The organism is Bradyrhizobium sp. CCBAU 53340 (genome assembly GCF_015291645.1).
Classification (GTDB): Bacteria; Pseudomonadota; Alphaproteobacteria; order Rhizobiales; family Xanthobacteraceae; genus Bradyrhizobium.
The window spans coordinates 5,089,786-5,103,529 of sequence record NZ_CP030055.1 but is presented as its reverse complement, the minus strand read 5'-3'; the positions used below and the strand labels follow the sequence as shown (position 1 = coordinate 5,103,529).

Genomic DNA, 13,744 nt, shown 5'->3' with positions numbered 1-13,744 from the left:
CCCGGATCGCTCGCCGACGGGTTGACGGCGGAGGCGCGGCGAGACGTGGCGCAGCTACATCGCCATGTCGTGCTCGGGCAGCCGCTCGCGCTTCGGCTCCGGAATTTCCGTCATCGTCGCCTCGGTGAGAAGCAGGACGCTCGCCACCGAGACGGCGTTTTCAAGTGCGGTTCGCACGACCTTCACGGGATCGACAATGCCGGCCTCCACGAGATCGACATAGACCTTGCGGGCGGCATCGAAGCCGAAATTTCCTTCGCTGCCGAGCATCCGCGCAACCACGACGCCGCCGTCGGTCGCGGAATTCTCGGCGATCTGACGGGCCGGCGCTTCGAGTGCACGCCTCAGGATCTGCACGCCTGTTCGTTCATCACCCTCGCAAGCCGCTTCCTCCTTGGTCACGGCTGCCACCGTTCGAAGCAGCGCAAGTCCGCCGCCGGCGACGATGCCTTCTGCAACGGCCGCTTTGGTCGAGCTGATGGCATCATCGAGGGCTTCCTTCTTGGCCTTCATCTCGGCCTCGGTCGGTGCCCCGACCCGGATCACGGCGACGCCGCCGGACAGCTTGGCGAGGCGCTCCTCGAGTTTCTCCCGGTCGTAGTCGCTGGTGCTCTTCTCGATTTCCACCCGGATCTGCGCCAGCCGGGCGTCAATGCGCGAACGGTCTCCGCCGCTGCCGATCAGGGTGGTGTTCTCCTTGTCGGCGACCACGCGTGCGGCGCGGCCGAGCTGCTGCAGGGTGGCACTTTCCAGCTTCAGGCCGATCTCTTCCGAGATGACCTGCGCACCGGTCAAAATCGCGATGTCTTCCAGCATGGCTTTGCGCCGGTCGCCGAAGCCGGGTGCCTTGACCGCGCAAGCCTTGAGCACGCCGCGTAGCTGATTGACGATGAGCGTCGCCAGAGCTTCGCCTTCGATGTCTTCTGCGATGATCAGGAGCGAGCGGCCGCTCTTGGCGACCTGCTCGAGGAGGGGCACGAGATCGCGCAATGCACCGATCTTGTGATCGCAGAGCAGGACATACGGATCCTGCAGCACGGCTTCCATCCGGTCGGCATCCGTGACGAAATAGGGGGATAGGAACCCGCGATCGAACTTCATTCCCTCGACGACATCCAGGAACGTCTCCGTCGTCTTGGATTCCTCGACCGAAATCACACCGTCACCGCCGACTTTCTCAATCGCGTCGGCGACGAGTTCACCGATGGACGTATCGTTATGGGCCGAAATCGTTGCGACCTGAGCTTTCTCGGCTCTCGTCTTGACCGGCTTTGCCATCGCGCGCAGCGCCGCGATCGCGGCCTGCGTCCCTCGATCCAGACCACGCTTCAGGTCGATCGCACTCGCGCCCGCAACGACGTTGCGGACGCCGTCCGACAGGATGGCGTGCGCCAGGATGGTCGAGGTGCTGGTGCCGTCTCCGACGACGTCGCCCGTCTTCTCGGCAGCCTGGCGAAGCACCTGGGCGCCAAGATTCTCCTCAGGGTCCTTGAGATCGAATTCCTTCGCGATGGTGACGCCATCGTTGCAGACGATCGGCGTCCCCCATGCTTTCTGGATCAGAACGGATTTCGATTTCGGGCCGAGCGTAACGCGCACCGCGTCCGCGAGGAGGGAGGCGCCGCGCAGGACCTTCTCGCGGGCGGCTGAATGGAACAGAACTTGTTTGTGTGCCATTGGAATGTCTCGGGTGGGGCGCGATTGCCGATATTCTGCTGGTCAGTCTGTACGACTGCGCCAGGCGGGAATTGATCTTGGTCAACGCGCAGCCCCTCCGCCTCCGCGGAAGTGGCAGTTTTCTCCACTAGGTCGAGACGCCGAATAACTTGCGCACGGCCGGCAACCATTCGCCGGTCATCGTGAACTCAATCCCGAGCCGTGCTCCGCAGGCGATCGCCAGCATGGTGATCGGCGCTGAGACCGCGAGCGTCGAAAACGCGGTCAACCCTTGGCCAATGGTGCATCCCATTGACATGACCCCTCCGATACCCATCAGAAGTGCGCCGGTCATGTGACGCTTCAATTCGCGAGCATCGTCGCAGGCCTCCCAGCGGAAGCCGCGCGCCAGCAGTGCGGCGGCAAACGAGCCCGCGATGACGCCTGCGACCGACCCGATGCCGAAGTTTAGTCGCGCGCCGGAGAAGGTTGCGATGTAGAGGATGGTGTCGCCGAGCGGGGCCACGAAGCTGAGCGAGGAGACCCGTACCGGATCGAACTCGTCGTCGGCAAGCCATCCGGTTGCGAACCAGCCGAATGCGATCGTGGCGCCGACGGCAAGGCCGGAGGCGAGCAGCCGCGGCGACCGGATCAGCTTGCCATCCGCGAGCGCCCAGACGGCAAGCGCGGCGGCGATTGTCACGACGAGGATCGCGCGTGAGGTGCCGCCAGCGCCGAGCAGCGATGTCAGCGTCTGGGTACTTCCCTCGGGAAGCCGCAGCGACAATGGCTCGATCAGCGCCACGCGGAGCATGCCGGTGATGCCGCGCATGGTGGCGAGCGCCGACAGGCCGAGCACGAGAAAGACCACGATGGCGCGCAGATCACCGCCGCCGACGCGTACCAGCGTGCCGAAGCCGCAGGTGCCCACCAGCGCCATGCCGACGCCGAACATCAGCCCCCCGATGATTGCGCCGCCCAATCCAATCGACGATGTCAGGTAGATCGATCGTGACAGATCCACGACGCCGAATTCAGCAAGCGCTTGCGTGGCAAGCAGGGCGACCGCCGCAGCGAGCACAAACGATTTCAGCCGGCGAAAGTCCGATCCGAAGAACGCATCCTCGAGCATCGCGAGCGTACAAAAGCGGCCTGCGCGGCCGGCAACGCCGAGCACGGCGCCGGCGAAAAGCCCGCATGCAAAGGCTATGGTCGATGGACTGAGCATTCCTCCCGCGAGATGTTCGTTCTGCCTCTTGGGGCAGTCTGCGCCTGAGGGAGACGAAAATCCAGAGCGGAAAATTACCGGCGGCGCCGGCGCACCGGCTCGCAGAACACGTCGTAGACGGCGGTGAGAATCTTGCGGACGTCCTCGTTGGCGAGACTGTAGTAGATCGCCTTGCCGTCGCGGCGGGTCGTCACCAGCCGATCGAGCCGCAGCCGCGCGAGCTGCTGCGAGACGGTCGACTGCCGCTCGCCCAGGAATTGCTCGAGCTCGGTCACCGATTTCTCGCCCTCGGCGAGGATGCAGAGCAGCAGCAACCGCGATTCGTGCGACAGCGCCTTGAGCATGTCGCTCGCCTCGCGGGCCTTCTCGATCATCTGCTCGAGCTCGGCGGAGCCTTCGATCTCCTTCAGCTTTGGCAACGGCATCGCGTCAAATTCCCCTGAGCAAAATCTTCGAGAGCGGTCACGACCCAGCCGATTCCGATCCTGTGCTGGACAGGATCCGATCCAGGAGGCCGAAGAAGAAGGCGTCCCCCGGATAGCCGCGAATGCGTCCGATCTCACGGCCTTCTTTTACCACGACGAAGGTCGGCGTGAAGGCGCCCGGGTCGATTTCGGCGAGGTCGGCGGGCAGGGGGCTGTTCAGGTCGACCCGGCGTAGCGGCGCGGCCTGGCTTTCCTCGGTGTTGGCGTAGATCGGAGCGATCTCGGCGTTGAAGCGCGCGCACCACACGCAGCCGGGGCGCTCGAACATGACGAGCTCGGCCGCGCGCGCGCCCATCGCGGGCAGCGCGAGCGCGACGATGATGGCAAGCAGGGCGATGATTCGGTTCATTCCGGGTAACGGGCCTCTGGACATCCTGGGCGCTTTATATCATTAAATTCGTATATGTGCTAGGGATGAGGCGCAATGACCTTGGACGTCACGCTTGGCGCGGCCTTTGTTGCGGGCCTGTTGTCGTTTTTGTCGCCCTGCATCCTGCCCCTGGTGCCGCCCTTCCTTTGCTATATGGCCGGCGTGTCGGTCACGGACCTGTCCGGTAGCAGGCAGGATCTGCGCCCGCGCATCCTGATTTCCGCGTTGGCCTTTGTCGCCGGCTTCTCGCTGGTTTTCGTCGCGCTCGGCTCGACCGCGTCGATCGCGGGACGCTTCGTCTCCGCGCATCTGTCGACCCTTGGCATGGTTGCCGGCGGCCTGATCATCGCCATGGGCCTACATTTTCTGGGCGTAGTCCGGATTCCGCTGCTCTATCGCAGCGCGACCGTGCAGGTCGATAACCGGCCGGCCGGCGTGGCCGGGGCCTTTGTCATGGGCCTGGCCTTCGCGTTCGGCTGGACGCCCTGCGCGGGCCCTATCCTCGCCGCGGTCCTGCTGATGGCAGGCTCGGAGGACACGACCGGACGAGGCGCACTCCTGCTGTTCGCCTATTCGATCGGGACCGGCATTCCGTTCCTGATCGCGGCCGCCTTCACCGGTCGTTTCATGGCTCTGCTTGGCCGCGCGCGCCGGCATCTCGGCCTGGTCGAGAAGACCATGGGCGTGTTTCTGGTCGCGACGGGCCTGATGTTCCTGACCGGGCTGATGCCGGCGGTCTCTGAATGGCTGCTGGAGCGATTCCCCGGGCTGACCAGTATCGGCTAGCCGTAGCGGAAATCGAGCAGCTGGGCATAGGACTGCAGTTCGATCAGATAGCGATGCACGAGCGGCCCGTCGCCGGCCATCGCCGCGTGCGCGACCTCGCCGCTGCTCGCGATCGCGCCGTCGATCAGGCGGCGGAACTCGCTTTTCTCGGCGATTTCGGGCCTTGCCCATTCGTTGCAGCGCTGCAAACGATCGCGGAATGCGCTTGCGGTGGCGACGGTATCCTCGGCGTTTGCCACCGCGGGTTGCTCGCCGTATCGCGTGGCGGCGACACGCAGCTTCTCCATGGCTGGCGCGATCTCGAAGATGCAGTCACCGAGTTCGTAGAGGCCCGCATGACGCCTCAGGTCATGAAAGGACTGGCGAAGCGCAAGCAACTCGCGGCCGGCGGCGATATTGTCTCCGCTGTCCAGCGCCCGCGTTATCGTCGCGAGCCGGCCGCGCCCGCGGTCGAGATAATCCGACATCGCGGCCGGTGCGAAAGCGGGCAGGGCACCGGACCCGGTTGGCTCCAGCCGCTTCCACGCGGCCACCGCTTCGTCGGTCTCCATCTGGGCCAGTGCAATGTTTCCGGTGCGCACATAGCTGGCCGCGCTGCGCAGATTGGCCATGATCGTCGGCATCGCCGATGCGAAATCGGCAGATTTACCGGCCTCAGCGCCGAGTACGAGCACGGTCGAAGCCAGCCATGCCAAGAGAGCGATGATGCAGCGCAAAATCAGAAATCCTTGTCACATTCGTGTATTTGAATATCATAATGAAAATGACCGACGCGCAAGATCTTCCAAAGCACAAATCCCTGATGCCGCATCGCGTGCCGACGCGGCGCGGCTTTCTTGCCCTGGCATCGGGGGCGGCTGTTGCCGCCAGCCGCGGCGCGGCGGCCACTGAGCCGGCGCTTGGAGAAGACGGGATCTATCACGAGCCCTGGTTCCTGCAGAGCTTCCTTGATCTGCGCGAGGACCTCGACGGCGCGGCTGCCGGCGGCAAGCGCCTCGCCATCATGTGGGAGCTGCGCGGCTGTCCCTATTGCCGCGAGACGCATCTGGTGAACTTTGCCGATGCCGACATCACCAGGTACATCCGCGACAATTTCGAGGTGCTGCAGCTCAACCTGCTCGGCTCCCGTAAGGTTACGGACTTCGACCGTCAGGAATTGACCGAGAAGGAGCTCGCCCAGAAATACGGGATCAGGTTCACCCCGACGTTTCAGTTCTTTCCGCCCTCGTCCGATGGAATCGAGGCGAAGGAGGCGATGGCGCGGGAAGTGGCGCGGGCGCCTGGCTATCTCAAGCCGTCGCATTTCCTGTCGATGTTTCGTTTCGTGCGGGAGCGGGCCTATGAGCGCGGCTCGTTCAGGGATTTCCTCGCCGCAAATGGCTAGCTGAGAGCCGTCAGCGAATTTCGCTTGACGTCACCGTTTATATCAACATATCATGATAACTGAATTTGATGGTCTGTGAGTCCATCGCGATCAAGAGCGGGCGTCACCCCGCTATAAGGGTAGGAAACATGCGGCGCTCGCTCGTGGCTGCGTTTGCACTGTGTCTGTCGGCCGGAGGCGGTCTTGCCCAGCAGCCGGCCGCCGAGCCGATCAAGCTCGATGTCATCAGTGACTCTCTGCCGAAGTCCCTGACCGGCACGCCCGGCAATGCCGAGGCCGGCAAGAAGGTGTTTTTGACGCGCACGCTCGGCAACTGCCTGGCGTGCCATCAGGTCACCAGCCTGAAATCCGAGGAATTCCATGGCGAGTTTGGCCCGTCGCTCGATGGGGTGGCCGGCCGCTATACCGAGGCGCAATTGCGCCTCATCGTCGCCGACCCCAAGCGCGTTTTCACCAACACGGTCATGCCGGCGTTCTTCAAGAACGATGGCTTGAGCCGGGTGCGCCCCGAATTCGTCGGCAAATCCATTCTGACAGCCTCACAGATCGAGGACGTCGTTGCTTTTCTCAAGACGCTGAACTGACGGCGAGGAGGACCAGGAATGAAGGCCATCAATCGACGGCAGGCTTTTGCGCTCGGGGGCGGCTTCGTCATGCTGACCCTGATGCCCATGGCAGCCGACGCCGAAGTGACGAACGACGCGGCCAAGTGGATCGAGAAGTTCACCGGCGGCAAGACGCCTGCCAAGGGCAAGATCTCGCTAGACCTGCCGGAGATCGCGGAGAACGGCAACACGGTGCCGCTCTCGATCAGCATCGAGAGCCCGATGACGGCGGACTCCTACGTCAAGGACGTCATGATCATCGCGGACGGCAACCCGAATGCGGGCGTTGCGACGTTGTCCTTCACGCCGCTGTCGGGCAAGGCGGAAGCTTCGATCCGCATTCGGCTCGCGACCACCCAGAACGTGGTTGCGATCGCGAAGATGAGCGACGGGTCGCTGTTCACGGAGCAGAAGACCGTCAAGGTCACCATCGGCGGCTGCGGCGGCTAAGGGTTCAGGAGAGGACAGATGGCAGACAAACCGCGCATCAAGCTTCCCAAGGAAGCGGCCAAGGGCGAGGTCATCCAGATCAAGACGCTGGTCTCGCACGTCATGGAATCGGGCCAGCGCAAGGACGCGCAGGGCAAGACCATTCCGCGCAAGATCATCAACAAGTTCGCCTGCGAGTTCAACGGCAAGCCGGTATTCGCTTGCGCGCTGGAGCCCGCAATCTCGGCCAATCCCTACATCCAGTTTGACGCCAGGATCGACGAGGCCGGTACGTTCAAATTCTCCTGGACGGATGACGACGGCACGGTGATCACCGCCGAAGAGAAGATCGCGCTCAAGGCGTGATGCGCGTACCGTATTGAGGGAGGCTCGGATGGCGCCACGATATGCTGGGATAGCCGCTGCGATCGTGGCCGCCGCCTCGATTGCGACGACCGCCTTCGCACAGGATGCCGAGCGCAAAGGCATCGCGGCGCCGCCTGGCCACGTCTTCAAGACCATCATCTCCGGCTACGAGTTTCGCAGCAAGGAGACTCGGGCGCTGCAGGATGACGACCTCGAAAATCCTGGCTTCCTCGCGGTGGAGCGCGCAGCGGATGCCTGGAAGAAGGTCGAGGGCAGCGAGGGCAAGTCCTGCATGAGTTGCCACGGAGAGGCCGAGACCAGCATGAAGGGCGTCGGCGCCGCCATGCCGAAATGGGATGACAAGCTGAAGAAGCCGGTCAATCTCGAGCAGCGTATCAACATCTGCCGCAGCGAGCACATGAAGGCGGAGCCCTGGAAGTTCAAGTCCCAGGAACTGACCGACATGACCACATTCGTGCGGTACCAGTCGCATGGCATGCCGGTCACGGTAAAGACCGACGGCCCGATGTCGCCCTGGTTTGAGCGCGGCAAGCAGATCTACTACACGCGCTATGGCCAGCTCGATCTCGCCTGCGAGTCCTGCCACGAGCGCAACAACGGCAAGTTCATGCGGGCCGACTTCCTGAGTCAGGGCCAGACCAACGGCTTTCCGACCTATCGGCTCCGCGACCAGCGCCTGGTGCCGCTGCATGAACGCTTCGAAGGCTGCATGTTCGACGTGCGCGCCGAGCCGTTCAAGCCGCTGTCGGACGAGTTCCTGGCGCTCGAGCTCTATGTCGCCTGGCGCGGCATAGGACTGCCGGTCGAGACGCCGTCGGTGCGCAACTGAAACGATGAGCATGCAGGAGCATTGCGCATGATCTCTCGCCGCGAATTTATTCAGGTCGCTGCTGCAACGGCGGCACTTTCAACCGGTGTAGGCTCCGGCCTGACCCGGGCGGTCGCCCAGCAGCGCCTGACCCAGAAGGAGTTGCTGGCGTTCGAACCGCTCGGCAACGTCACGCTGGTGCATGTGACCGACATTCATGGTCAGCTCATGCCGCTCTATTTCCGCGAGCCCTCGACCAATCTCGGGGTGGGTGAGGCCAAGGGTCTTCCGCCGCACGTCACTGGCAAGGAGTTCCTCGCCCGTTTCGGCATCGCGCCCGGCTCGTCCGCGGCCTATGCCCTGACTTCGGAGGATTTCGAGGCCTTGGCGAAGAGCTACGGTCGGATCGGTGGTCTCGACCGCGCGGCCACCGTGATCAAGGCCATTCGCGCTGAGCGCGGTGACAAGGTCGCGTTGCTCGACGGCGGCGACACCTGGCAGGGATCGTGGTCGTCGCTGAAGACGCGCGGCCAGGACATGATCGACTGCATGGCGCTGCTCAAGCCCGACGCGATGACCGGCCATTGGGAATTCACCTACGGCACTGAGCGCGTCAAGCAGGCGATCGACAGCCTCGGCTTCCCGTTCCTCGGCCTAAACATCCGCGATACCGAATGGAACGAAGCGGCGTTCGATGCCTCGACCATGATCGAGCGCGGCGGGATCAAAATCGCGGTGCTGGGCCAGGCCTTCCCGTATACGCCGGTCGCCAATCCACGCTGGATGATCCCGAACTGGTCGTTCGGCGTGCGCGAGGAAGACGTACAGGCGCAAGTCGACAAGGCCCGCAAGGACGGCGCGCAGCTCGTCGTGCTGCTCTCGCACAACGGCTTCGATGTCGACCGCAAGCTCGCGAGCCGGGTCAAAGGCATCGACGTCATCCTGACCGGGCACACCCATGACGCGCTGCCTGAGGCGGTGAAGGTCGGCAAGACCTTGCTGATCGCGTCGGGCTCGTCCGGCAAGTTCGTCTCGCGGCTCGATCTCGATGTCCGCGACGGCGAGGTCAAGGCGTTTCGTTACAAGCTCATCCCGCTGTTTTCCGACGTCATCGCGACGGACGCCGAGATGGCCGCGAAGATCGCCGAGGTACGCAAGCCCTTTGCGTCCGAGCTGTCGAAGGTGCTCGGCAAGACGGATTCGCTGCTCTACCGGCGCGGCAATTTCAACGGCACGTTCGATGACCTGATCTGCCAGGCACTGATGCAGGAGCGCGATGCCGAGATCGCGCTGTCGCCCGGCTTCCGCTGGGGCACCAGCGTGCTGCCGGGGCAGGACATCACCTTCGAGGATGTCACGAACGCGACTGCGATTACCTATCCTGCGGTCTACCGCATGGGCATGACGGGCGCGCGGCTGAAGGAAATCATCGAGGACGTCGCCGACAATCTCTTCAACGTCGATCCCTATTATCAGCAGGGCGGCGACATGGTGCGCATCGGCGGGCTGTCCTACGCGATCGACGTCGCAAAGCCGCAGGGCAGCCGCATCTCGGACATGCAACTGGCCAAGACCGGCGCACCGATCGATCCTAACAGGGAATATCAGGTCGCCGGCTGGGCAAGCGTGAACGAAGGAACCGAGGGACCGCCCATCTGGGAGGTCATCGGCAATTATCTGACCCGACAGAAGACGGTTCGCCTCGAACCCAACCGAGCCGTCAAAGTCACCGGAGCGTAAGTAGCGATGTCGAAGATGGACAGTCCCCGGCAATCCCGACGCAACTTCCTGGCCGCCGGCGCCGGTGTTGCCGCATCGGTGCTCGCCAAGCCCGCTCTTGCGGGCGGCGGCAATCCGGCCAACCAGCCGCCCAATGTTCCTGAATGGAGCAAGGCACTCGGCGAGGGCGTGGCCGTGCGCCCCTATGGCAAGCCGTCGAAGTTCGAGAAGGACGTTGTCCGGCGCGACGTCGAATGGCTGACCGCCTCGCGCGAGTCCTCGGTCAGCTTCACCCCGCTGCACGAGCTCGAAGGCATCATTACGCCGAACGGCCTCTGCTTCGAGCGGCATCATGGCGGCATCGCCGAGATCGACCCGGCCGATCACCGCCTGATGATCCATGGCTTGGTGGAGCGTCCGCTGATCCTCACGCTGGAGGAATTGAAGCGTTATCCGCGTGTCAATCGCATCCACTTCATGGAATGCGCGGCGAATTCCGGCATGGAATGGCGCGGTGCGCAGCTCAATGGCTGCCAGTTCACCCACGGCATGATCCACTGCGTGCAGTACACCGGCGTGTCGCTGCGCACGCTGCTGGAAGAAGCCGGCGTCAAGACCAACGGCAAGTGGCTGCTGGTCGAGGGCGCCGATGCGGCGGCGATGGACCGCAGCCTGCCGATCGAGAAGGCGCTCGACGATTGCATCATCGCCTACAAGATGAACGGCGAGGCGCTCTATCCCGAGCAGGGCTACCCGATGCGGCTCGTCGTTCCGGGCTGGCAGGGCAACCTCTGGGTCAAGTGGCTGCGCCGCATCAAGGTCGGCGACCAGCCCTGGCACACGCGCGAGGAGACGTCGAAGTACACGGATCTTCTGCCGAACGGCAAAGCGCGGCGCTTCACCTGGTCGATGGACGCCAAGTCGGTGATCACGAGTCCCAGTCCGCAGGCGCCGATCAAGCACGGCAAGGGTTTCACCATCGTCTCCGGGCTCGCCTGGAGCGGTAACGGCAAGGTCAAGCGCGTGGACGTGTCGCTCGACGGTGGCCGCAACTGGTGGCCGGCGCGGATCGACGGCCCCGTTCTCGACAAGGCGCTGACGCGTTTCTATTACGAGTTCGACTGGAACGGCGAGCCGCTGCTCCTGCAATCGCGCGTGCAGGACGAGACCGGCTATGTGCAGCCGAGCAAGGCCGAGCTACGCAAGATCCGCGGCGTCAACTCCATCTATCACAACAATGGCATCCAGACCTGGCATGTGCAGGCCAATGGTGAGGTCGAGAATGTCGAAGTCGCTTAAGTTCATTGCTGGCGCGCTGGTCGCCTGCGCGCTGGCCGCGCCATCGCTGGCGCAACAGAAGACCGACGTTAAAGCCGGTCCACGTTATCACATCGGACGCGCGCCGACCGCGGATGAAATCCGCGGCTGGGATATCGACGTGCGGCCGGACGGTCAGGGCCTGCCCGAGGGCAAGGGCTCGGTCGCGCAGGGCGAGAAGCTATTCATGGACAATTGCTCGACTTGTCACGGCGAGTTCGGCGAGGGTAACGGCCGCTGGCCGGTGCTCGCCGGCGGCAAGGGCTCGCTGACGTCGGACAATCCGGTCAAGACGGTGGGATCGTACTGGCCTTATGCTTCGACCGTGTTCGACTATGTCCGTCACGCCATGCCTTACGGCAACGCGGAGTCATTCTCGGTCGACGAATATTATGCGCTGGTCGCCTACGTCCTCTATTTGAACGACGTCATCACCGACCAGAACTTCGAGCTGAGCAACAAGAACTTCACGACCATCAAGATGCCGAACGAGCAGGGCTTTGTGATGGACGATCGCGCTGCCACCGAGAAATCGTTCTGGCAGAAGGATCCCTGCATGAAGGATTGCATTGCACCGGTGAAGATCACCGCCCGCGCGGCTGCGATCGATGTGACGCCCGAGGACAGCAAGGACAAGAAGTCGCGGGGCGTGGAATGAGCCGCAGGCAGGCGAGCCGACGCGGATTGCTTCGCGGGCTGGTCGCTGCCGCCCTTGTCCTGTCAGGTCTCGCCGCCCCGGTCCGGGCGGCCGAGCCACATCGGCTCGCGCTCCAGATCAGCGACGATGACCCGATCAAGATGCGCGCCGTCCTCGATGTTGCGGCCAACGTCTCGCGGCATTATTCCGGGCAGGGCGAGGATGTCGAGATCGTGGTGGTCGCCTTTAATGGCGGGCTCGACATGCTGCTTGAGGATCGTTCGCCGGTGAAGGAGCGCCTGTTGAACTTCCTGAAATCGATGCCCAATGTGAGCTTCATTGCCTGTGGCAACACGCTGGAGACGCTGGCCGTGAAGGAGGGCCGACGGCCGCCACTGATCGATGGCATCAGCGTCACCCAGGTCGGTGTTGCCGCGCTGATGGATCTGGCGGAAAAGAACTGGACGATTGTCCGGCCGTAGGGAGAGCCGCAGATGCGATGGTTGATCGGATTGGCTGTCTTGCTCGCCCTGGCGCGACCGGCCGGCGCGGCCGAGCAGGAGCTGGAACTCTCGGTCGACGGCCGCACGGCACTCGCGACCTTGCGCACTCCTGCCTTGATGACGCCCGATACGCCGCTCGTCGTGATGACTCACGGCACGCTCGCGCACAAGGACATGGAGGTCATCCAGGGCGTCGCGAAGGCGCTCGAGCAGCGCGGCATCGCCTCGCTCGCCCATACGCTGTCGCTGGGGCTCGATCGTCGCAAGGGCATGTATGATTGCGCCACACGGCACGACTATACGGCCGACCAAGCGGTTGATGAGATCGGCGCCTGGATCGCCAGGGCGAAGAGTATGTCCCGGTTCGTCTTCTCCTTCGGTCATTCGCGCGGCGGCAACCAGTTGGTGCGCTATCTGGTCGCAAACGAAACAGCACCGGTCGCGGGTGTGGTGCTGCTGGCACCGACGACCGCGGGAGCCGAAGCCGGTCTGCGCGCTTCCTATGCCCAGACCTATGGCAAGCCGCTTGAGCCGCTCCTGGAGAAGGCGGCCAAAGCCATCGCTGCAGGGCGCGGCGGCGAATGGATGGACGTGCCCGGCTTTATTTATTGCCGCAACGCCGTGGTCACCTCGCGGGCCTTTTCCTCCTTCTATGCTGCCGATGCCGCCCAGGACACCGCGGCGCTCGTGGCGCGTATGAAGCTGCCGGTGCTGGTGTTCGCCGCAACCAAGGACACGGTTGTGCCTGATGTGGTAGCGTCCTTCAAGCCGCTGGCCGGTTCGAGCGACGGCAGGGTGCAACTCGAAAAGATTGAGGACGCCGATCATTTCTTTCGCGATCTGTTCGCGGAGGACGTCGCCGACCGTATCGCCGAATTCATCAAGCAGACACGATAGGAGGGACCATGCAGCGTCGATCCATGCTTCGCGCGAGCCTTGCCGGACTCTTTGGCGCCCTTGCCGTGCGCGAAGCGGCGGCGGCGACGGAAGCGCCTGCGCGGCAGCGCGTCGTCTATCACCTCGCCGATGCCGACCGCGTCGTCTTCGTGCTTGGCAACCTCCAGAACCACGTCGATGGCGTCGGCGGGCCTGGCAAGGCCGATATCAGGCTGGTCGTGCATGGGCCGGCGTTGCGTGCCTTCCATGCGCTCGCCGCCGAAGATCACACCGTGGACATGATGAAGAAACTCACCGACGCCGGCGTCGGCTTTGACGCCTGCGCCAACACCATGAAGGCGCAGGGCGTCAAGCTCGACGACCTCACGCCGGGTTTCGTGGTGGCCGAGAAGGGCGGCGTGGTGCGGCTCGCCGAGTTGCAACAGCAGGGATATGCCTATCTGCGGCCGTAACCGATATCGCGAAGCTTGATTTGGCTCATACGCCGCGGCCGTGGCGGGCGATAGATTGGTGGATTTTGAGGGAATACTGAG

The 13,744-nt window shown here is 63.7% G+C and carries 17 protein-coding genes; 12 read left to right on the top strand and 5 right to left on the bottom strand.

What is annotated here, in order from left to right; all coding sequences use genetic code 11:
- Nucleotides 1–54: 54 nt before the first annotated feature.
- The 4 genes from groL to XH89_RS24415 all read right to left on the bottom strand — a co-directional run bounded on the left by groL (nt 55) and on the right by XH89_RS24415 (nt 3,718).
- A complete protein-coding gene (gene groL, locus XH89_RS24430) occupies nt 55–1,677 on the bottom strand; it encodes a chaperonin GroEL (protein ID WP_194462946.1) in 1,623 nt (540 codons plus the stop codon).
- A 127-nt stretch (nt 1,678–1,804) separates the two neighbouring features.
- Nucleotides 1,805–2,884: a YeeE/YedE family protein gene (locus XH89_RS24425; RefSeq protein ID WP_194462945.1), complete on the bottom strand. Its 1,080-nt coding sequence runs from the start codon at nt 2,882–2,884 to the stop codon at nt 1,805–1,807.
- Nucleotides 2,885–2,958: 74 nt separating this feature from the next.
- Nucleotides 2,959–3,309, bottom strand: coding sequence for a metalloregulator ArsR/SmtB family transcription factor (locus XH89_RS24420; RefSeq protein ID WP_092183595.1), 351 nt, complete (start codon nt 3,307–3,309; stop codon nt 2,959–2,961).
- 37 nt (nt 3,310–3,346) lie between these two features.
- A complete protein-coding gene (locus XH89_RS24415; RefSeq protein WP_194462944.1) occupies nt 3,347–3,718 on the bottom strand; it encodes a thioredoxin in 372 nt (123 codons plus the stop codon).
- 75 nt (nt 3,719–3,793) lie between these two features.
- Between XH89_RS24415 and XH89_RS24410 the strand changes: the two genes are divergently transcribed.
- Complete coding sequence (locus XH89_RS24410; RefSeq protein ID WP_194462943.1) at nt 3,794–4,525, top strand: cytochrome c biogenesis CcdA family protein; 732 nt, start codon at nt 3,794–3,796, stop codon at nt 4,523–4,525.
- Here the strand turns inward: XH89_RS24410 and XH89_RS24405 are convergent.
- Nucleotides 4,522–5,241, bottom strand: coding sequence for a hypothetical protein (locus tag XH89_RS24405; protein ID WP_194462942.1), 720 nt, complete (start codon nt 5,239–5,241; stop codon nt 4,522–4,524). The genes XH89_RS24410 and XH89_RS24405 overlap by 4 nt on opposite strands.
- Nucleotides 5,242–5,282: 41 nt before the next feature.
- Between XH89_RS24405 and XH89_RS24400 the strand changes: the two genes are divergently transcribed.
- From XH89_RS24400 to XH89_RS24350, 11 genes are all read left to right on the top strand, one after another.
- The gene (locus XH89_RS24400; RefSeq protein WP_194462941.1) at nt 5,283–5,909 is read left to right on the top strand and encodes a thioredoxin family protein; all 627 of its coding nucleotides are present in this window, start codon (nt 5,283–5,285) and stop codon (nt 5,907–5,909) included.
- Between the two features lie 128 nt (nt 5,910–6,037).
- Nucleotides 6,038–6,493, top strand: a complete 456-nt coding sequence (soxX, locus tag XH89_RS24395; protein ID WP_194462940.1) for a sulfur oxidation c-type cytochrome SoxX — start codon at nt 6,038–6,040, stop codon at nt 6,491–6,493.
- A gap of 18 nt (nt 6,494–6,511) precedes the next feature.
- The gene (gene soxY, locus XH89_RS24390) at nt 6,512–6,964 is read left to right on the top strand and encodes a thiosulfate oxidation carrier protein SoxY (RefSeq protein ID WP_194462939.1); all 453 of its coding nucleotides are present in this window, start codon (nt 6,512–6,514) and stop codon (nt 6,962–6,964) included.
- A gap of 18 nt (nt 6,965–6,982) precedes the next feature.
- Nucleotides 6,983–7,309 (top strand): thiosulfate oxidation carrier complex protein SoxZ, encoded by a 327-nt coding sequence (gene soxZ, locus XH89_RS24385; RefSeq protein ID WP_194462938.1) that lies wholly within the window; start codon nt 6,983–6,985, stop codon nt 7,307–7,309.
- Nucleotides 7,310–7,337: 28 nt separating this feature from the next.
- A complete protein-coding gene (gene soxA, locus XH89_RS24380; RefSeq protein WP_194462937.1) occupies nt 7,338–8,159 on the top strand; it encodes a sulfur oxidation c-type cytochrome SoxA in 822 nt (273 codons plus the stop codon).
- Nucleotides 8,160–8,186: 27 nt separating this feature from the next.
- Nucleotides 8,187–9,878: a thiosulfohydrolase SoxB gene (soxB, locus tag XH89_RS24375; RefSeq protein ID WP_194462936.1), complete on the top strand. Its 1,692-nt coding sequence runs from the start codon at nt 8,187–8,189 to the stop codon at nt 9,876–9,878.
- A 6-nt stretch (nt 9,879–9,884) separates the two neighbouring features.
- A complete protein-coding gene (gene soxC, locus XH89_RS24370; RefSeq protein WP_194462935.1) occupies nt 9,885–11,156 on the top strand; it encodes a sulfite dehydrogenase in 1,272 nt (423 codons plus the stop codon).
- Nucleotides 11,125–11,832: a c-type cytochrome gene (locus tag XH89_RS24365; protein ID WP_194462934.1), complete on the top strand. Its 708-nt coding sequence runs from the start codon at nt 11,125–11,127 to the stop codon at nt 11,830–11,832. Before soxC ends, XH89_RS24365 begins: the two co-directional genes overlap by 32 nt.
- Nucleotides 11,829–12,293 (top strand): hypothetical protein, encoded by a 465-nt coding sequence (locus XH89_RS24360; protein WP_194462933.1) that lies wholly within the window; start codon nt 11,829–11,831, stop codon nt 12,291–12,293. The genes XH89_RS24365 and XH89_RS24360 overlap by 4 nt, the downstream gene beginning before the upstream one ends.
- Nucleotides 12,294–12,305: 12 nt before the next feature.
- Entirely contained in the window at nt 12,306–13,211 is a 906-nt protein-coding gene (locus tag XH89_RS24355; protein WP_194462932.1) for an alpha/beta hydrolase, read from the top strand.
- An 8-nt stretch (nt 13,212–13,219) separates the two neighbouring features.
- Nucleotides 13,220–13,663 (top strand): DsrE family protein, encoded by a 444-nt coding sequence (locus XH89_RS24350; protein WP_194462931.1) that lies wholly within the window; start codon nt 13,220–13,222, stop codon nt 13,661–13,663.
- The last annotated feature ends 81 nt before the right edge of the window (nt 13,664–13,744 follow it).

Coding starts and splice junctions, on each gene's coding strand:
- groL (WP_194462946.1), bottom strand. CDS start 1,677: ATGGCACACAAACAAGTTCTGTTCCATTCAGCCGCCCGCGAGAAGGTC.
- XH89_RS24425 (WP_194462945.1), bottom strand. CDS start 2,884: ATGCTCAGTCCATCGACCATAGCCTTTGCATGCGGGCTTTTCGCCGGC.
- XH89_RS24420 (WP_092183595.1), bottom strand. CDS start 3,309: ATGCCGTTGCCAAAGCTGAAGGAGATCGAAGGCTCCGCCGAGCTCGAG.
- XH89_RS24415 (WP_194462944.1), bottom strand. CDS start 3,718: ATGAACCGAATCATCGCCCTGCTTGCCATCATCGTCGCGCTCGCGCTG.
- XH89_RS24410 (WP_194462943.1), top strand. CDS start 3,794: ATGACCTTGGACGTCACGCTTGGCGCGGCCTTTGTTGCGGGCCTGTTG.
- XH89_RS24400 (WP_194462941.1), top strand. CDS start 5,283: ATGAAAATGACCGACGCGCAAGATCTTCCAAAGCACAAATCCCTGATG.
- soxX (WP_194462940.1), top strand. CDS start 6,038: ATGCGGCGCTCGCTCGTGGCTGCGTTTGCACTGTGTCTGTCGGCCGGA.
- soxY (WP_194462939.1), top strand. CDS start 6,512: ATGAAGGCCATCAATCGACGGCAGGCTTTTGCGCTCGGGGGCGGCTTC.
- soxZ (WP_194462938.1), top strand. CDS start 6,983: ATGGCAGACAAACCGCGCATCAAGCTTCCCAAGGAAGCGGCCAAGGGC.
- soxA (WP_194462937.1), top strand. CDS start 7,338: ATGGCGCCACGATATGCTGGGATAGCCGCTGCGATCGTGGCCGCCGCC.
- soxB (WP_194462936.1), top strand. CDS start 8,187: ATGATCTCTCGCCGCGAATTTATTCAGGTCGCTGCTGCAACGGCGGCA.
- soxC (WP_194462935.1), top strand. CDS start 9,885: ATGTCGAAGATGGACAGTCCCCGGCAATCCCGACGCAACTTCCTGGCC.
- XH89_RS24365 (WP_194462934.1), top strand. CDS start 11,125: ATGGTGAGGTCGAGAATGTCGAAGTCGCTTAAGTTCATTGCTGGCGCG.
- XH89_RS24360 (WP_194462933.1), top strand. CDS start 11,829: ATGAGCCGCAGGCAGGCGAGCCGACGCGGATTGCTTCGCGGGCTGGTC.
- XH89_RS24355 (WP_194462932.1), top strand. CDS start 12,306: ATGCGATGGTTGATCGGATTGGCTGTCTTGCTCGCCCTGGCGCGACCG.
- XH89_RS24350 (WP_194462931.1), top strand. CDS start 13,220: ATGCAGCGTCGATCCATGCTTCGCGCGAGCCTTGCCGGACTCTTTGGC.